We start from the raw sequence: 17,708 nt of genomic DNA, 5'->3' as shown, positions 1-17,708 counted from the left end.
ACCCCTAAGGATACAAATTAGTATAGATATAAAATATAAAATACAGTCAATTTGAAATAAAATTAAAACAAATGGTTCGTAAAAATTAATTTACAAATTTAATTGAGGAGGCAATTGTAATAATGGCAATTAATATATTTGCAATTTGCAATTATTTGTTTTTGTTATATGATAATAAATGGTCGGTAATATAAAATCCATTGACATAAATTTGAGTTGACCATTAACAATCAAACAAATAACAATTATTTGTTTTCCTAAGAATACAAACTAGAATGTAATTATGTTACCACGTAAGTAAAGCAATTGGAGTGTTCATCGAAAAATAAACTGATATCTAGTCGAGGTGATTTATGTCAAAAATAATCCAGACAGATTCGCTTAGTGAACAGTCTTATCAGATAGATAATTTCAATCCATCAACTGAAACAATAAATTTTAGTTACACATCGGGAAGAACCGCATTACCAGTCTATAATAAATATGACACACGTAATAAACCTAAAGTTTTTGGTTATTATACAGATTGGTCGCAATATGACGGTAGATTACAAGGAAATCAAGATCCCATTCGTCGAGGTAGAGGAATAGATTTACAGCACCTTTTAGATAATCCTTTTGCTTATGATAAATTAGTTATTGGTTTCTGTGGAATATTAGGTGATGAGGGCGAAAAAAAGCAGCAAATTAAAGAGCAAGCGCCATTATTTGCCCGCACCAATAATGGAGAAGTGACATTCACAGATGCTTGGGGAGATTGCCAATCTTATCAGAATTGTACTTATTCTGGTTGGCAAGATATCCAAATGCCAAGGGATTTTGATCAATCTAAAAGTATGGGCGTATTAGGTGGATTGGCTAAGGTTCAACAAGCTGCAAAAGCTCAAGGCCATGATCTTATTATGTCATTTAGTGTTGGCGGTTGGACCATGAGTAATGGCTTTTATAATATGGTCAGAGACGAAACACTAAAATCCTATTTCTGTTCGAGTTTAGTTGATATATTCCAACGTTTCCCTATGTTTACCGAAATTGATATTGATTGGGAGTATCCGGGCGTTGCTGGAAATGAAGGTAACATGTATGCGCCAGACGATGGTGATTATTATGTTAGTTTAATTAAAGATTTAACTGCTGCTTTTAAAGAAGCAGGGCGTTCAGATATAAAAATAAGTATTGCTTGTTCGGCGGTACCAGAGAAAATGGAAAAATCAAAAATACCTGAATTACTGCAAGTTGGACTATATGGTATTAATGTTATGACCTATGATTTCTTTGGTACTCCGTGGGCTGAAAAGGTGTTACATCACACGAATCTCCGTAATTATCTTGGTGGTGAGAATAGTGTAGAAAAGGCGGTTGAATATTTATTGAGCCTTGGCGTACCTGCATCTGCCATCAATATTGGTTACACCGGTTATTCACGCAATGCCAGAAATACGATTATTGATAGTTATTCTCCATTATCCGGCAGTTATGATCCTGGTTATGTCCCGAAAAAAGAACCGAAGATTACAACAACCGGTTCGTTTGAATCAGGGACCACAGAATGGTACGACACGATATATAATTATCTGGATTTGGAAGAAAAGAGGGGAAGAAATAATTTTGACTTATATACCGATGAAATAGCAGACGCTGATTATCTCTATAATAAGGATAGTCAGTTGTTTATTTCTCTTGATACCCCTCGTTCCGTTAAATCTAAAGCACAATATGTACTAGAAAAGAATCTGGGAGGAATATTTACATGGACCGCAGATCAAGATCGTGGTTTATTGGTCAATGCAGCTAGGGAAGGGCTTGGTTGTGAGTTAATCACGGAAAAAATAGATATGGCACCATTCTACTTCAAGGGTGTTAATGTTGAGCCGGTTGATCCAGTTAATCCAGATACAGGGAGTGATTACCCTGTCTGGGATGCAAATAGGGCATATAATGCCGGCGATAGAGTGAGTTGGAACAATCAAAATTGGGAAGCTAAATGGTGGAGTAGAGGCACCGTGCCAGACGGCGCAGAAACATCTGATGCTTATCCTTGGGTAAAAATTGCATAATTAATTAAACCAAGCCACCAGTATGATATATACTGGTGGCGGATCTTTTTTATCTTCACCTCATTCTTATCGTTGTAACCAGTATATCTAGAGTAATGGTATGGAGTTAGTTCAGGTATGACAATTTACTCGGAATATTAACGTCGGTATTGATAACTTTGAGATGTATTTTTTCTTATACTCAAATGCCGTTGTTTTAATGGTGGTATTGAAAAATGTTCTACAGCATTCTGGGCGCTACGCAATGAAATTCCAACAATCTCATTAGCATATACGCGCATTTGTTGCTCATAATCTGAAATTGCCTTGATTAATTCTTCTTGGCCTGACGCCACTTGAGTAAGCTTTTGCGTGAGCAAAAGTGCGTCTCGCAGCGCTGTATTCGCTCCTGAGCCTGTCATTGGCGTCATGTTGTGAATAGCATCCCCAAGTAATATGACGGTGCTGGATTTCCAGGGTAGAAGATGGGGCATGCTGCGTAAATGTAGCGGAGATATGTTTTCCATATCACTTTGTTTAATCAGAATATGTAGGTTTGGGTCCCATGAAGTCATACGGGCTCGGACTAGATCGCAGAGGACTTCAGCGGAAAAATTGGTGATGTTGTCAGGCAGACTATCTGTTGCTGCTACGTAAACCCATACGATAAAATTATCTATTTCTGCTAAGGCGGATTCTACATGGATATTAACTGGAGCGCGCCACATAGAGATGAACAACCAGTCGGGGCTTTTAGGTACGATACTATTGGGTGTACCATCCCGGAAATTTTGGGGTAGCAAAGCTATGAGAGCCGGGGTAAGACGCGCACGACCAATGATTATACTAACACCAACATCGAATCTTTCGATAGAAGGAAGGTACTGCTTACGTACTTTTGAATTGCTTCCGTCTGCACCGACAAGGACATCAACATTTTCGTGACTGCCATCGGCAAAGAAAATTTTAATACCACCGTTTTCAATATGTTCATAACGAACGAATGTTTTGTTCCATTGAATTGTATTTGAAAGCCCTTGGCTTAATATATCTCTAAGTTCAGTTCTACTTATTGACAGGCGCTGCTCGGAAATGATCTGCCCGTTCATAAGACCGCCTTGAACAGCAAGAAGACGTAGACGTTCATTATAAAACCGTGATTGTCCGCCAATATATCTTGATGCCTCCTCAAAGGTTAGCCAGTTTTCATCCGGGAGGCATTCTTGCAGTGCCTGCTTGCCGAATGTATTAATATGAATTCCATAACCGGGAAGTATGGATGATGCAGCAGAGTTTCGTTCATATATCGTCACTTTGATTCCATTTTTACGTAATCCATGTGCTAAACATGTACCACCAATCCCCGCCCCAATAATACCGACGTGCATAATATTTCTCCTGTTATATACCCGTTATCTTTCAAGTTGCCTCTTTGTTGGCTGCACTCACTCACCTCGGTCACATTGTTCGCTATGCTTCCGGGGATTCGCTCCCTTGCCGTCGCGATCCATCTTGAAATCCATAGGGTATAGATATGAACGATTCTGGCTAAATCGTGGTGATTATATCTAATCACAGCCATGACTTTTTTATAGTATTTAAAATAAAAATATACTGTACATCGAAATAGAGCAAGAAAGCTTGGGGTTTTATCTCTAAAAATATTTGGTAAAAAAGTTATGTGTCTGTTTATTAAATAATATTTAATTAAAAAATTGATCGCTTAAATTGTTAAAGTGAATTTTTAATGTTTATATTTTATAATTTTTCATAAAATTAATACTTTATAGTGATATGTGTTAATCTAACTTCGTGTTTGTTTTACGTATTCAAGATAACATGACAGTAAATGATGTTTGTGTGAATAAATTAATATTCATCTTGTTTCGATCTTCAACTATTTAATAAACATGACATGATTAGTTTCACAATGCAACTACATTAATTTTCATCTTCTTTATTAGAAGAAAATAAAATAATCGATCTGATGGTTGAATATTATTTTAGTGGATATATTATTATCATTAATATGAAATTATTTCCATAATAATTGAATTTAATATATTTTTCTCCCAATTATGAAATATTTTATTACTCGTTGTCATGAATTTTATGAGGGTGACTTCTATACTATTATTTGTAATCTATTATTCGTGATCATGGGCTATTACTATTGATTTTTCATTTTGTTCGGAGAAATAAATATGAGTAATCAGGACGTCAAAGCGATGTATAACCGATATCCATATCCTAGTTCCGCCATTGGAGACAATCTTATTTATGATATGGCCACGGTGATGGGGATTATATTTAAGCCGGATTATTTAACGGGAAAATATGTGCTTGATTTAGGGTGTGGAACGGGACATCGTTTGTTAGGGCTGGCAAGTATGTATCCCGATACCCAATTTGTGGGTATTGATATGACGGATAAAGCGTTAGAGGTGGCAGATAAGTTGATATCTTATCATCAGTTGGATAACGTCACGCTAGAAAATAATACGATTGAGCAGCTAACACGAGATAATCAATTTGATGTTGTTGTTTCTACCGGTGTTATCCATCATATGGAATGTCCACAAGAGGGTTTTTTAGCAGCTTCACGTTCATTAAATGAAGAGGGTATCGCGCTAATTTGGTTATACAACGCTATAGGAGAATATGAACGATTGAGGCAGCGGGAACTTTTGCAGATTTTTGTAAAACAAAATCATGCAGAAGAATATTTTTTAAATACTGATTTAATGAATAAGCTGTGCGAAAACTTAAGTCGAAATCAATATGGCGATAGTACAGCTAATCATTTAGATGATAGTGTTGATCAGGTTGCTGTTAATGTGGATGCATTTTTGAATCCTATCGTCAACGCATACAGATATGATGAAATATGCGATTTTTATTATAAAGCTGGCTTTAAGCGTGTGAGATGTTGTGGGTTCAATCGTGAGAACGGTAATAAGCTTTTTGCAGGATGTTGCGATCAATTCAATGATGAATATTTTCTTCAATTTCAAGATTTACTTTTAAATGAACAATTACGTGAAATATTTAATGCTCTTGATTATAACCAAAAGATTCGTGTTATTGAGCTTTTATGGAAGCCAACCGGCATATCTTCGATTGGATTTAAATCTGAAAATGCCCAGTCTTTTGTCAATGATTGGTTAAGAGGGGGAGGGGAGGAATAGCGGTTATTCTCGGAGAGTAAGTTAAGCTTTAGTAAAATGAGTACCAAGCCAGAAACATCCACTTTCTAGTTTCTGGCTATATTTTGCATTGATGAATTCGAGTTAATCGTAATATTCCGGTGCCTTACGGAATGTTGGCCAGGCATCCGGATCGTGCCCTGTTACTACAATTGCATTCGTGCGTTTGGCTAGATGTCGCAGTTTTTGCACCGAACTTTTTAATCCGCTAAATCGGCATAACCTCTAACACCAAATTTTGATTTAGCTGATTTTACCGCATCTAAAACCGCAGCAGCCATGACTTCGGCAGCAAGAATACCAACAGTATTCACCGATGAATCCACACCACCTGTTGCCGCTGCAAAAATAGTATCCCCGTCACTCATGGTATGAACAGGGTATATCGTTCTCGCAAGACCATCATGAGCCATCTGGGCAACTTTTTTCATCTGGCTTTTATTCATATTGGCGTTACAACAAATTATGCCAATAGTCGTATTTGCCCCTTGAATGAAATTATTATCTTTATTATTTTTTATAATGTAGGGAATAAGATCGATAAGATGACCATTTTTATCACATGCACCTGCAATGGTTTTACCATTTTTAGGGTCTCTGATTTCACCAACAGCATTTACAACAACCATTGCGCCAATTGTCAGCCCGCCAGGTAATTTAACCGATGCTGTTCCAAGTCCACCTTTCATGGCTTTGTCAAAACCGGCCATCTTACCTATAGTGGCCCCGGCGCCGGCGCCAATATTTCCCGATGGAAAAGGGGTTACAGAAGCGTTTAGTGCCGCAAGATAGCCCATTTCAGCGTCAGGACGAACAGCAGGATCACCAAAGTTTAGATCAAAAATTATTGCGGCAGGAACGATAGGTACGATAGCGACACCGGTATCAAATCCTTTTTTTCTTTCTTCAAGATAGCGCATTACGCCAGAGGCGGAATCTAATCCAAAAGCGCTCCCTCCACTTAGCACCACTGCATTGACTTTCTGAACAGTGTTAATGGGATCTAAAAGCTCGGTTTCCCTTGTCCCCGGTGCAGAACCTCTGACATCAACGCCACAAACAGCTCCGTCGTCGAAAATAATGATGCTACAACCGGTTTGCTCCAATTTATCTTCAGCATGCCCAACCTTAACACCCGGTACATCCAAAATTGTTCCATTTGTCTTATACATAAATATGTCCACACCTTGATTTTTAAAGTAATACATTACAAGTTTTAATGTTTATCGAGATGAATCATAGCAAAAGGTGACTAAACAAACTTTTCCGTGTCTCCTGCTGCCAGCGTTTCAAGACGGGTAGGTGATAGTGGAATGCGAGGGGATGGTATTGCCCAATGTTTGATATCGTGGAGAATGGCAGAACAGATTTTTCCCTGACAAGCTCCCATGCCACACCGTGTTGCCATTTTTGCGCTATTCCAATCTTGAAATGGTTCAAGTTCGTTTAAACTTATGTCTTCACAACGACAGATCAAGGTATCGGGGGGAAGTGCCTGTGTGATCTCTCTATTTAATTTAAACGTTTGTGCTATTGCTGTGGCAAAACACCGCCATTTTCTTCGTTTCTGTTGCCATTTTTCAGCTAGTGCGTATTTACCACTCGCTGCAAACCCGGCAATAAATCCTTCACACAGTGCAAGCTCACTGCCGCCAATACCTGTGCATTCTCCCGCTGCATATACACCAGGCATAGTCGTCTGTTGCCATGCATCTACTTGGATATTTCTTTGTTCGTCCAGCAAGCAACCAAGCAATTGTGCCAATTCCGTATTTGGCCTTAAACCAAAACCGAAAGCTAAACGGGTACAGGGTAATTTTCGTTTTTGCCCTTTATTACTGATATACACACCAGTCAACGTTCCTTCTGTGGAAGTTTCCACGCCTAACACCATACTGTTTTTGTAGTAATTTTTAAGTGGCATGAGAGCGATGGCTTGATGCAACTTGTTAGGCCAGCGGAGCAGTCGTAAGCCAAACGAGAATAAGCGGTGTAAAGGCGCCTGTTCAATGATACCGACCACGTTCCCTCCTGCTTTTTTTACTGTTTCGGCAACCGCGAGCAAAAGGGGACCGCTACCTGCAATAACAACACGCTCACCAATCATGGGGAGACCGCTTTTTATCAACGCCTGTAATCCGCCTGCGCCCGTGACACCCGGTAATGTCCATCCAGGAAAGGGAAGTAATTTTTCTTTAGCGCCGGTGCAGAGAATGATACGTTGGTAGTGAACTATTCGGTGCCGACTTGCCGTTTCAACCATTACGCATTGGCTGTCTACTGCAATTACTTTACAACTGGGTAAATAGATCAATGCATCTTCTGATAGTACCGATAGATAATGTTTCGCCATCGGCGGCAATGTATGAAATGGCCCTTGACGCCAAATTTGTCCGCCTGCTTTGGGATTGTCATCAATCAGGATAACGGATTGTTGCCCTTGTATCGCAGCCTGTGCGGTAGCCAATCCTGCCGGTCCTGCGCCAACAACCAGCACATCACAGTGTAATATCGTAGAAAAAGATGGTGTTGCCATGTTCAGATCCTCTCGACTTTCATACCCATTTCACAAACTGTCTGGCACGCTACACGACGGCGACCATTAATCATTAAACGGCATTCCTGGCAGATCCCCATACCACAAAAAGGCACTCTCAATTGATGTGATACAGATATACGGCAATGCTCACTACCGATATAAGCTAGCGCCGCCGCTACAGTAATCCCCGCAGGAACTGTGATCAGTTCGCCATCAATAAACAAAGCAGTAAATGGTGGTTTTTTGAGTGTCATGGTAACCTCTGACGGGCCATAGCAGTGAAACGTGCGGGTTGGTAAGGCAGTGGATCAATCTCCGTTTTTCTGTTCAGCATCAATGCAGAGATGATTTTGGCGCTGCCCGGTGCGGTCGTTACACCTAATCCTTCATGGCCCACAGCCAGCCATAGCCATTCGTAATCAGGATGTTGCCCCAATAGCGGCAAGCCATCTGGAGTCGCAGCACGAAAGCCAGACCAACAACGTAAAATATTCATCTGACCAAGTTGAGGTAAAAAATAAAGTGCGCGCTGGAGCATAGAACGGAGTAGGGAGAGATCAATAGTGTGTTGTTCGTTATGGAACTGGCGTGAAGAGCCAATTAAAAGCTGACCGGTAGGGCGGGCCTGAACATTGAAAGCGATTGACGTACCATCCAAAGTATGTGTACTGGCGCTATACCCTAATTCCACCAGTTGATGTGTGATACAGGTAGGGTAACGATCTGTAATCGCCAGTTGCCCTTTTTTAGGGACAATCGGTAATTCAGGTAACAGATGTGTGCTCCATAGCCCATTTGCTAGCAATATTCTCGGCGCACAATATTTCTTTCCATCACGCAGCACAACGGTCTGAGGCTCTAAGGCGTGCACTTGTCCTGTAATAAACTGAATCTTTTGATTACAGCTAGTAAAAAACCAGTGTACGACATTGGGTGCATAGACAATCCCATCCGCAGGAACAGACAAGCCGCCGGCAATCCCACTCCTCACCATCGGTTCCATCTGATGAATTTGTGTCGCTGTCATCGGAATATTTTCGATTTCATAGGAGGCAAGACGTGCGCTTTTTTCCTCAGCCAGTTCCATTTCGTCCTCTGCATCTGCCAGCCAAAGTGTGCCGCATCTACGCCATGCACAATTTTTTGGCATATGTGGGGTGAATGTTCGCCATATATCTAATGAGTAACTACTCAGTGCCAGTTCCGCAGGATTATCGTCCATACACACGAGATGCCCCATCCCTGCCTGTGTTGCCCCTTTACCACCATCATCAATTACAGCAACTCTCAAACCATCTTGTACCAACTGATAAGCACATGCGGCTCCAATGATGCCAGCACCAACGATAATGACATCCGATATTTGGGAAGGGGTCATACATTGATTCCCCAGACAAAAGGATCGTTATTGGCAATGATTAATTTGTTATCACCGTAAACATGCGCTGTTCCCCGGATCACTGGGGCAATTTTTTGACCAACCCACTGATATTGGGCTTCAAAAACACTTCCAATAATGCTGGATTGGCGCCAAATTTCACCCGGCTGCAATTTTCCATCCGCCGCCAGACAGGCTAACTTAGCACTTGTTCCAGTGCCACACGGTGAACGGTCATAGGCTTTCCCCGGACATAACACAAAATTACGACTATCTGTATCGTTATCAGGAGCGAACAATTCAATATGGTCGATACACTCACCGTTTTCACCGGTTATCCCCGCTTGTTCCAGTGCCTGCCTAACTGCCCAACTGTATTGCGTAAGTTCATCGATATGGTTAAGGGTTAGAAACAGGTTATGTTGACCGATCAGAAAAAACCAATTTCCTCCCCAGGCAATATCTCCATTAACATCACCCACACCTGGCACGTTCACGGTGACATTTTGCTGATAACGATAAGAGGGAACATTATAAACAGACACGGTTTCATCCTTATGGAGCACTGCCTCTACAATCCCAACAGGGGTCTCAATTTTATACTTGCTAGGGTTCAACCAGCCCAGATGATAGAGCGAAGCAATAAGACCCATAGTGCCGTGTCCGCACATGCCTAAATATCCCGCGTTATTAAAGAAAATCACCCCCATATCGGCGTCAGGTACAGTAGACGGACATAAAAGTGCGCCTACCAACATATCATTCCCTTTTGGTTCAAGAATGAGAGCCTTACGCCAGTGATCAAATTCGGCTTCAAAGCGTTGACGCTGTTTGGCAACGGTTCCTTTGCCAAGAGATGGAAATCCCTCGATTATCGTGCGGGTAGGTTCTCCACCTGTGTGTGAATCAATGACGCGAACCATCTGATAATCATGCTTATCTGCCATAAAGCCACCCAATTAACGTATTTTTAATAAATGGTGGCGTAGTATTTCGTTTGTCGCTTGATGAATTTCATACTGCAATATGCTGAAATCAGCACAATGAAAGAATCACTGAATTATCAGTGAGACATTCCAATAAGATAATGAAATGAAAAATTATAAATAAACCTGATAAGGATTATTTCTGTTTTTACCAGAAAAATTTATAAATTGATCTATAAAATCAAATAGTTAAATAAGGAAGGCGGAATATAAATAGCTAAACACGAGTCAAAAATCCTATTTTAATGGTAATAGATTGGAGATACAGATGATGAATATATACCGGAACAATGAAAAAAACGGCATTAGCACAAATGGTTATGATGTTTGTAATGTTGAGTTTTTATCGGCGCTTTGTAGTGGATTAGTTAATCACAAACCCAATAACCTGCAAGATATTCTCAATGCGGTTGCCTTAATTACACCATTGTTAAATGCGATTCCCAGTGTGGTTTTCTTTATCAAAGATATCAAAGCACGTTATCTAATTGTGAACCTTACGCTAGCCACACGCTGCGGATTTAAGTCGATCTCTTCGCTACTCGGTAAAACCTCTTCCGAAATCTTTCCTGCTCAGATGGGCAGTTGTTACACCGAACAGGATTTACGTGTGTTGCATCAAGGGGTAATTATCCAAAACCAACTGGAGCTCCATTTTTATCATGGACGTAAAGCAGGTTGGTGCATGACATATAAATTGCCATTGTATAATCAACATAATCAAGTTATTGGTATGGCAGGAATTTCTCATGATTTGATGGAAGTTAAGGAAAATCATCCTGTGTACCAAAAGTTGGCTATCGTTGATGATTATATTCGTGAAAATTTTGATCGAACAATTCGTCTCGAAGAGCTAACTCATTTAACACGTCTCTCGGTTGCTCAATTGGAACGTTACTGTAAACGCATCTTTCACCTGACACCCCGGCAGATGATCCACAAAATCAGAATTGAAAAAGCGTCGGAATTGCTGGCTACGAAATTACCTATTACAGATGTTGCCTTGCAATGTGGTTATACTGATCACAGTGCATTTACTCGGCAATTTAAGGCGTCAACTGGACTCACTCCCAGTGATTTTCGTCAGTCAATAGGATTGGAGTAATTTGCCGTTTTACTAATACTTCCGCTCTTTCGTGATCCAATTTGTTGTACGAGATTGGGTTAATTAATCATATATTTGAGAAGCCAGTCTTTTTACCTGTCATTAGGAATTATCGACTTCATCAAAGCCTCTCAGCTTTAAGTTTGCCATTCCTATTATGCTGATTTCGTCATTGTTCACTGTGAAAAGTCACAAGCTTCTCAGTAGTGAAATCGCCATCATTCCACTAAAACCAATGAATCACATTTTATTAACAAAATAAAAACAATTTGCATTTTAAATGACGATCGAAAGGATAGAGCTATGAGCAAGAGAAAGGTTAGCTGGCAGGGGGTTTTCCCGGCAGTGACGACACAATTTAACCCCGATTTTTCCATTAATTTGGACGCCACACAGAAGGTAATGACGAACCTGATTAAAGATGGGGTTTCCGGTTTAGTCGTCAATGGCTCTGTGGGGGAAAACACATCTCTGTCTATGAAGGAGAAGCGTGCTATCGTTGAACTCGCAGTAGATGTTGCTGGTGGGCAAATTCCCGTTCTTTCGGGTATCGCAGAATTGACAACCGATAATGCGTGCAAAATGGTTGCTGAATGCCGACAGGCAGGGGCTGATGGGGTGATGATCATGCCACCTCTGGTTTATACTCCAACACCGAAAGAAAACAGGGAGTATTTCCGTACAATTTCGACCTCTACCGATTTACCCGTCATGCTATATAACAACCCTCTGCTGTATAAAAATGATATTACGCCGAAAATTCTGACGTCTCTGGCCGATTGCGAAAATATCGTTGCATTTAAAGATTCATCAGGCAATACCCGGCCTTTTAGTGATATTCCCAACGAGGCAGGCGATCGCTTCATTCTTTTTGCCGGTTTGGATGACGTCGTTTTAGAGTCAGTCGCAGTGGGCGCAGAAGGTTGGATTTCAGGTATGTCGAATGCCTTTCCTCGGGAAGGAGAGACTTTATTCCGTCTGGCTAAACAGAAACGTTATGAAGAAGCTCGGGAATTGTATCGCTGGTTTATGCCTCTGTTGCATTTGGATTTCCGCCCTGATTTGGTGCAATGCATCAAACTGTGTGAAGAAATGGTTGGCCGTGGTAGTGCCATTACCCGTCCACCGCGTTTACCACTTGAAGGGGAAACATTGGTTGAAGTACGCGCCATTGTAGAAAAAGCTCTCGCTAATCGTCCTTCATTGCCTGATGTAGGTCTCTGAATTGGGCTGTAACTTGTTTCTGATACCCTCGGAGGAATCGTTATGTTGGAACATTCAGGTATGCAGTTTATTGGGGGGCGCAGGCAAGCAGAGGGAGAACGCTGTTTGCACAGCCGGCGAGCGGTGGATAACTCACCAATAGGTTATGCGTTTTATCAGGCTACACGACATGAGGTCGATCTCGTCGCCCAAGCGGCAGCCGATGCATTTACCCGTTATAGCCAGACATCGTTAGAAGAACGTGCTGTTTTTTTAGATAAAATTGCCGATGAAATTGATGCTCTCAGTGATGACTTTATTACCCTTGTATCAGAAGAAACGGCTCTGCCTCCAGCTCGACTTCAAGGTGAACGGTCGAGAACGAGCGGGCAAATGAGGCTGTTTGCCACGCTGTTACGCCGTGGTGATATTCATGCTGCCCGTATTGATACTGCGCAACCTGAGAGAAAACCGCTTCCCAGAGTTGATATTCGCCAGTGCCATATTCCTCTAGGTCCTATTGCGGTTTTTGGCGCCAGTAATTTCCCTTTGGCTTTTTCAACTGCTGGTGGTGACACGGCGTCAGCATTAGCGGCGGGCTGTACCGTTGTTTTTAAAGCACATAGCGGTCATATGGCTACCGCTGAAGCCATAGCAGAAGCGATAGAACGCGCTATTATCGCCACACAAATGCCCGCAGGTGTATTCAATATGATTTATGGCAATAGCGTGGGAGCAGATCTCGTCAAACACCCAATTATTCAAGCCGTTGGTTTTACCGGCTCACTCGCTGGTGGGCGTGCACTGTTTAATATGGCTATGCAGCGACCACAACCTATTCCGGTTTTTGCTGAAATGTCGAGTATCAACCCGGTCATTGTGCTGCCAAACGCCTTAGTACAACGAGGAAAGCAGATCGCCCAAGAATTGGCAAATTCATTCACATTAGGTAGCGGGCAGTTTTGTACCAAGCCAGGCATAATCTTGGGTATTCGTTCACCAGAATTTAATCAATTTATTACTCACTTGACGCAGGAGATCACGTTTCGTCCGGCACAATCAATGCTAAACCGTGGCACATTACTCAATTACCAAAAAGGTATTCATCAACTGGATGATGAACCCTTAATGACACGGTTAGCCATTGGCGAACATCATGAAAATCAGGCAAGTGCGATGTTGTATCGCGCAGATATTGCCTTGTTGTTGAATAAAAATGCCTTGTTACAAGAGGAGGTTTTCGGTCCTGTTGCTATTGTGGTCGAAGTCGAAAGCCAATATCAGCTTTTACACGCAATTGACTGTTTGCAGGGGCAGCTTACCGCTACCTTGATTGGTGAGCACGATGAATTAGCGAATGCACACGAGCTCAGTCAACGATTACAAAACATTGCGGGCAGGGTGGTTGTCAATGGCTACCCAACAGGCGTTGAAGTCTGTGATGCCGTGGTTCATGGCGGGCCTTACCCTGCGACTTCGGATGCAAGGGGGACTTCAGTTGGTACACTGGCCTTCTGGCGTTTTCTGCGCCCGGTCTGTTTCCAAAACTATCCCAAATCCTTACTTCCCCCCGCACTGCAAGACCATAATCCGTTAAATATTTCTCGATTAATCAATGGGGTAATGAGTCGGGAAGTATTGTAAAACGCGCAGTGACTCCACGTTGACGTATATCAAATAAGAAACAGAAAAAGGCGAATAATTATGGCGCTATACGAAGCCTCTTCACGACCAAAATCCGGTTCAGGGCAGGGTAAATTTAAGAAACAGTTAACACTCACGGATTTAACCTTCATTGGCTTAGGGGCTATTTTTGGCTCTGGCTGGTTATTTGCGGCCAGTCATGTGTCTGTTATTGCAGGACCGGCAGGGATTTTTTCTTGGGTGATTGGCGGTATTGCTGTGCTCTTACTCGGTATTGTTTATTGCGAGCTGGGCGCGGCACTGCCGAAATCAGGTGGTATTATCCGCTATCCGGTGTTTTCTCACGGTGAACTCATGGGATATTTAATGGGTTCTATCACCTTAATTGCGTTTTCCAGCTTAATAGCCATTGAAGTCGTCGCCGCTCGACAATATGCGGCGGCGTGGTTTCCATTTCTGAGTCAACCTGGTTCTGGTGATCCGACACTGATAGGCTGGCTGGTTCAATTTATTTTATTAGCATTTTTCTTTTATCTTAATTACAACAGCGTGAAAACCTTTGCGAAATCCAACAATATTATTAGTATTTTCAAGTTCATCGTTCCGCTGCTCGTCATTATTGTCCTGTTTAATTATTTCAATCCGAGTAATTTGCAAGTTCACGGATTTTCTCCTTTTGGGGTATCGGGTGTTGAAGCTGCGGTTTCAGCGGGGGGCATTATCTTTGCTTATCTTGGTCTAACGCCCATTATTTCTGTCGCTGGTGAAGTGGAAAAACCCCAAAAGACAATTCCTATTGCCCTCATTCTGTCTATTTCACTGTCTACGGTTATTTATGTTTTATTACAGTTAGCTTTCCTTGGCGGGATACCCTCTGATTTACTCTTCGGGGGCTGGAATAACATTGGGCAATATTTTTCATTGCCGTTTCGTGATATAGCCTTAATCCTCGGAGTGGGGTGGCTCGCTTTTTTGGTGGTATGTGATGCGGTGATCTCTCCAAGCGGTACTGGGAATATTTATATGAATGCCACTCCCCGTGTAGTTTATGGTTGGGCAAAAAGTGGGACGTTATTGAATGTGTTTACCCATGTTGATGAAAAATCGGGGATACCACGTCCTGCACTTTGGTTGACGTTTATTCTTTCTGTTTTCTGGACATTGCCTTTTCCTTCATGGGAAAAACTCATCAGTGTTGTTTCTGCGGCGTTAATTTTGAGCTACGCATTAGCGCCAGTAACCGCTTCTGCCTTACGCCGTAATGCCAGGGAGATAAAACGTCCTTTTTATGTTAAATGGTTTGCGCTCGTTGGCCCGCTTTCTTTTATTATTTCCGCTTTCATTGTTTATTGGTCTGGTTGGAAAACCGTTTCCTGGTTGCTCGGATTACAAATTGTCTTGTTCTTTATCTACTTGTTATTCAAAAATAAAGTTCCTATAGGCAAAGTGAGTTTGCGCCAACAGATAACCTCGGCCCTGTGGTTGATTAGTTTTTACAGTGCCATGATCATTCTATCCTATTTAGGAACGTTTGGCGGTAAAGGCATTATTCCTGCACCTTGGGATATTGTTGCAGTAGCAGTGATCGCTCTAATCGCCTTCTATTGGGGAACTTTTAGTGCTTTACCCAATGCTATTTTACCAACGGAGGATGAGGATTAGTGCTGATGGAAACTCATTGAGGCATGGACATCCTTGTCCACATTGATGCCGATAGATTTAAATAAGCTCATCATAAATTCAGATCAATAGTTACAAAAACGGAGATGAGCATAGATTCATTCTAGCCAGAACGTCCTCATTTTCTGAAAAATCAAGCACCTTCTGCAATGCTTGTTGCTTCAGGAACCTCAATTAATTTTCCTGACCTCACATCATATATGTACCCATATATGGAGATATTTGCGGGGACAAGAGGGTGGGTACGAATACGATGAATATCTTCAACTACGCTATCAACTTGATTGTTAATGGTAAGCCATTTGATATATTTTCCCTCAGATGATCCTGTACCGTTGCCGACATCTTTAAATCCCTCATCCGTCATTATCGCGCTTTCCAGGCTGCTTTCTAGTAGATCACCCATGATATTGTCTGTAAAAAGCTCCATCCCACAATTAGTATGGTGAATTACAAACCACTCTTTTGTTCCAAAAAGTTTATAGGAAATGATAAGTGAGCGAATAGCATCATCGCTGGCCCTTCCGCCTGCATTACGAATAATATGAGCGTCACCTTCAGATAAACCTGCAAATTTTGCTGGATCTAACCTAGCATCCATACACGTCAATATGGCAAATCGTCTGACAGCAGGTAAACCAAGGTTTTTTTTATCACCAAAAGTTGCTGCATATGCAATATTAGCGTCACTTATTTCTTTGATAACACTGCTCATCCTTCCTCCCTTCATATTTTCTGATTTGATAAATTATGATATAAAACAAAGATATAGATAAAAATCAACTTCTTGATAAAGCTAGGACATCCATCTAGATAAATGAATATGAGGCTGAAAATACAGATATATAAAAAAAACTTATGAAAAACTATATACTCGTATCCTTTGTACTGGTCAAGTAAATCGTCTGTATGCACTTATGCACAAGAGCAGCGAGCTATAGGTTATTACTCTGCCAATGGAAGCTAAATTTCAGACAGCCGGTCATATAAGTGGGGTAGGGAAGTATTGTATTATTCAGTAATACATGAAGAGGCGAATTTATGGCACGAGTAACTAGTGTTACCCTTGGTGAACATTTCAACGGGTTCGTTGGTGATATGATCCAATCTGGTCGTTATGGCAACACATCCGAAGTTATCCGCGATGCTTTGCGTCTGATGGAGGCTCGCGAGCAGCGTATTCAGAATGTTCGTGAAATGGTGCTGGCTGGCCTGAATTCCCCAGTCAGTAAAAACAGCATGGATGATATTTTTGTAATGGCAGCGAAGGATTTAAATGTATAAGTTTTCCGAGTTGGCTGATGACGACATATTGCACGTTATACGATACAGCAATTTGGTCAAAACCAGGCGAGGCGTTATCACGATGAACTACTGAAAAGAACTTTCGAGCTACTAGCGACATCTCCATTAGTTTGCTGCATCACGGCGACGCAGGCGTTTATTTCTTATTTGGTTATCATGGTGCGCATAATGTATATTATGTTAAATAACCTTAGATGATAAACAACTTCACATAGACTCGGTGATTTTTGACATCCCTCCCTTTTCCAGTGTTACGGTGAGTTGAATGATGTATGTTTTATATTTTGGTTGAATCAATAAAAGCGATCCCCTGGGTTTCAGCCTTGCGTGACGAAAGAAAAGCACAGAGAGGAATGAGCGCCCTTTGCTTCAAGGTTAACATCCGGGTATAGCTGACCAACCGGGGAAAATCGGCCTGAAGATAGTGCTTAACATGCTGAATATAAAACGTTTTAAAATCACGATAATGGCTCATGTGGAATAAAATGAGTATCGTCATGACTTCACTGAGAGAAAGGTTAGATGTTTCTAGCACATTAAAAAACCTCGTTAAAAATAACGGGGTTTTTGCTTTTATCATGAAAAATAATATTTCCTATTTTTCCTTTATTATTAACTACGCTGTT

15 protein-coding genes and 1 pseudogene are annotated in these 17,708 nt (G+C 41.4%); 7 read left to right on the top strand and 9 right to left on the bottom strand.

Translation table 11 applies throughout. The features are described from left to right. The first annotated feature begins 353 nt into the window (after positions 1 to 353). On the top strand, positions 354 to 2,057 hold the full coding sequence (locus AAC155_RS00220; protein ID WP_113040566.1) for a glycosyl hydrolase family 18 protein: 1,704 nt from the start codon (positions 354 to 356) through the stop codon (positions 2,055 to 2,057). A gap of 137 nt (positions 2,058 to 2,194) precedes the next feature. Here the strand turns inward: AAC155_RS00220 and AAC155_RS00215 are convergent, their stop codons facing one another. Together AAC155_RS00215 and AAC155_RS00210 are read right to left on the bottom strand one after the other, a co-directional pair. Next, the gene (locus AAC155_RS00215) at positions 2,195 to 3,424 is read right to left on the bottom strand and encodes a stiblene epoxidase (protein WP_113040565.1); all 1,230 of its coding nucleotides are present in this window, start codon (positions 3,422 to 3,424) and stop codon (positions 2,195 to 2,197) included. Next, the gene (locus tag AAC155_RS00210; RefSeq protein ID WP_146748028.1) at positions 3,379 to 3,612 is read right to left on the bottom strand and encodes a hypothetical protein; all 234 of its coding nucleotides are present in this window, start codon (positions 3,610 to 3,612) and stop codon (positions 3,379 to 3,381) included. The genes AAC155_RS00215 and AAC155_RS00210 overlap by 46 nt, the downstream gene beginning before the upstream one ends. Before the next feature lie 628 nt (positions 3,613 to 4,240). On the opposite strand from AAC155_RS00210, the gene AAC155_RS00205 reads away from it, so the two are divergent. Beyond that, the gene (locus AAC155_RS00205) at positions 4,241 to 5,224 is read left to right on the top strand and encodes a class I SAM-dependent methyltransferase (protein ID WP_229015696.1); all 984 of its coding nucleotides are present in this window, start codon (positions 4,241 to 4,243) and stop codon (positions 5,222 to 5,224) included. Between the two features lie 218 nt (positions 5,225 to 5,442). On the opposite strand, the gene AAC155_RS00200 is transcribed toward AAC155_RS00205, so the two are convergent. The 5 genes from AAC155_RS00200 to AAC155_RS00180 form a co-directional block, all read right to left on the bottom strand. Then, entirely contained in the window at positions 5,443 to 6,414 is a 972-nt protein-coding gene (locus tag AAC155_RS00200) for a P1 family peptidase (protein WP_113040564.1), read from the bottom strand. 80 nt (positions 6,415 to 6,494) lie between these two features. Continuing rightward, on the bottom strand, positions 6,495 to 7,778 hold the full coding sequence (locus tag AAC155_RS00195; RefSeq protein WP_113040563.1) for an FAD-dependent oxidoreductase: 1,284 nt from the start codon (positions 7,776 to 7,778) through the stop codon (positions 6,495 to 6,497). A 2-nt stretch (positions 7,779 to 7,780) separates the two neighbouring features. Then, entirely contained in the window at positions 7,781 to 8,035 is a 255-nt protein-coding gene (locus tag AAC155_RS00190; RefSeq protein WP_113040562.1) for a (2Fe-2S)-binding protein, read from the bottom strand. Further along, the gene (locus tag AAC155_RS00185) at positions 8,032 to 9,159 is read right to left on the bottom strand and encodes an NAD(P)/FAD-dependent oxidoreductase (protein ID WP_113040561.1); all 1,128 of its coding nucleotides are present in this window, start codon (positions 9,157 to 9,159) and stop codon (positions 8,032 to 8,034) included. Before AAC155_RS00185 ends, AAC155_RS00190 begins: the two co-directional genes overlap by 4 nt. Further along, positions 9,156 to 10,106: a 4-hydroxyproline epimerase gene (locus AAC155_RS00180; protein WP_113040560.1), complete on the bottom strand. Its 951-nt coding sequence runs from the start codon at positions 10,104 to 10,106 to the stop codon at positions 9,156 to 9,158. The genes AAC155_RS00185 and AAC155_RS00180 overlap by 4 nt, the downstream gene beginning before the upstream one ends. A gap of 307 nt (positions 10,107 to 10,413) precedes the next feature. Between AAC155_RS00180 and AAC155_RS00175 the strand changes: the two genes are divergently transcribed. The 4 genes from AAC155_RS00175 (at position 10,414) to AAC155_RS00160 (ending at position 15,759) form a co-directional block, all read left to right on the top strand. Further along, positions 10,414 to 11,250, top strand: a complete 837-nt coding sequence (locus tag AAC155_RS00175) for an AraC family transcriptional regulator (RefSeq protein WP_113040559.1) — start codon at positions 10,414 to 10,416, stop codon at positions 11,248 to 11,250. A 303-nt stretch (positions 11,251 to 11,553) separates the two neighbouring features. Continuing rightward, the gene (locus tag AAC155_RS00170) at positions 11,554 to 12,474 is read left to right on the top strand and encodes a dihydrodipicolinate synthase family protein (RefSeq protein WP_113040558.1); all 921 of its coding nucleotides are present in this window, start codon (positions 11,554 to 11,556) and stop codon (positions 12,472 to 12,474) included. Between the two features lie 42 nt (positions 12,475 to 12,516). Further along, positions 12,517 to 14,097 carry an aldehyde dehydrogenase (NADP(+)) gene (locus tag AAC155_RS00165; protein WP_113040557.1) on the top strand — a complete coding sequence of 527 codons (1,581 nt, stop codon included), beginning with the start codon at positions 12,517 to 12,519 and terminating at the stop codon, positions 14,095 to 14,097. A gap of 60 nt (positions 14,098 to 14,157) precedes the next feature. Further along, positions 14,158 to 15,759 carry an APC family permease gene (locus tag AAC155_RS00160; protein WP_113040556.1) on the top strand — a complete coding sequence of 534 codons (1,602 nt, stop codon included), beginning with the start codon at positions 14,158 to 14,160 and terminating at the stop codon, positions 15,757 to 15,759. Between the two features lie 151 nt (positions 15,760 to 15,910). Here the strand turns inward: AAC155_RS00160 and AAC155_RS00155 are convergent, their stop codons facing one another. Further along, entirely contained in the window at positions 15,911 to 16,492 is a 582-nt protein-coding gene (locus AAC155_RS00155; RefSeq protein WP_113040555.1) for a beta-class carbonic anhydrase, read from the bottom strand. Positions 16,493 to 16,818: 326 nt separating this feature from the next. Between AAC155_RS00155 and AAC155_RS00150 the strand changes: the two genes are divergently transcribed. Then, positions 16,819 to 17,061 (top strand): type II toxin-antitoxin system ParD family antitoxin, encoded by a 243-nt coding sequence (locus tag AAC155_RS00150; RefSeq protein ID WP_113040554.1) that lies wholly within the window; start codon positions 16,819 to 16,821, stop codon positions 17,059 to 17,061. A 301-nt stretch (positions 17,062 to 17,362) separates the two neighbouring features. On the opposite strand, the pseudogene AAC155_RS00140 reads toward AAC155_RS00150, so the two are convergent. Next, positions 17,363 to 17,605: pseudogene (locus AAC155_RS00140) on the bottom strand (IS982 family transposase); the annotation flags it as partial. Between the last annotated feature and the right edge of the window lie 103 nt (positions 17,606 to 17,708).

Source organism: Photorhabdus sp. HUG-39, from assembly GCF_963878365.1.
Lineage (GTDB): Bacteria > Pseudomonadota > Gammaproteobacteria > Enterobacterales > Enterobacteriaceae > Photorhabdus > Photorhabdus kayaii.
This window is presented reverse-complemented; position numbering and strand designations above follow the sequence as displayed.

What these genes read in the sequence shown, in the direction of transcription:
- AAC155_RS00205 (WP_229015696.1), top strand. Translation starts at nt 4,241, where the DNA reads ATGAGTAATCAGGACGTCAAAGCGATGTATAACCGATATCCATATCCT.
- AAC155_RS00155 (WP_113040555.1), bottom strand. Translation starts at nt 16,492, where the DNA reads ATGAGCAGTGTTATCAAAGAAATAAGTGACGCTAATATTGCATATGCA.
- AAC155_RS00215 (WP_113040565.1), bottom strand. Translation starts at nt 3,424, where the DNA reads ATGCACGTCGGTATTATTGGGGCGGGGATTGGTGGTACATGTTTAGCA.
- AAC155_RS00200 (WP_113040564.1), bottom strand. Translation starts at nt 6,414, where the DNA reads ATGTATAAGACAAATGGAACAATTTTGGATGTACCGGGTGTTAAGGTT.
- AAC155_RS00185 (WP_113040561.1), bottom strand. Translation starts at nt 9,159, where the DNA reads ATGACCCCTTCCCAAATATCGGATGTCATTATCGTTGGTGCTGGCATC.
- AAC155_RS00160 (WP_113040556.1), top strand. Translation starts at nt 14,158, where the DNA reads ATGGCGCTATACGAAGCCTCTTCACGACCAAAATCCGGTTCAGGGCAG.
- AAC155_RS00220 (WP_113040566.1), top strand. Translation starts at nt 354, where the DNA reads ATGTCAAAAATAATCCAGACAGATTCGCTTAGTGAACAGTCTTATCAG.
- AAC155_RS00190 (WP_113040562.1), bottom strand. Translation starts at nt 8,035, where the DNA reads ATGACACTCAAAAAACCACCATTTACTGCTTTGTTTATTGATGGCGAA.
- AAC155_RS00165 (WP_113040557.1), top strand. Translation starts at nt 12,517, where the DNA reads ATGTTGGAACATTCAGGTATGCAGTTTATTGGGGGGCGCAGGCAAGCA.
- AAC155_RS00170 (WP_113040558.1), top strand. Translation starts at nt 11,554, where the DNA reads ATGAGCAAGAGAAAGGTTAGCTGGCAGGGGGTTTTCCCGGCAGTGACG.
- AAC155_RS00180 (WP_113040560.1), bottom strand. Translation starts at nt 10,106, where the DNA reads ATGGCAGATAAGCATGATTATCAGATGGTTCGCGTCATTGATTCACAC.
- AAC155_RS00195 (WP_113040563.1), bottom strand. Translation starts at nt 7,778, where the DNA reads ATGGCAACACCATCTTTTTCTACGATATTACACTGTGATGTGCTGGTT.
- AAC155_RS00175 (WP_113040559.1), top strand. Translation starts at nt 10,414, where the DNA reads ATGATGAATATATACCGGAACAATGAAAAAAACGGCATTAGCACAAAT.
- AAC155_RS00150 (WP_113040554.1), top strand. Translation starts at nt 16,819, where the DNA reads ATGGCACGAGTAACTAGTGTTACCCTTGGTGAACATTTCAACGGGTTC.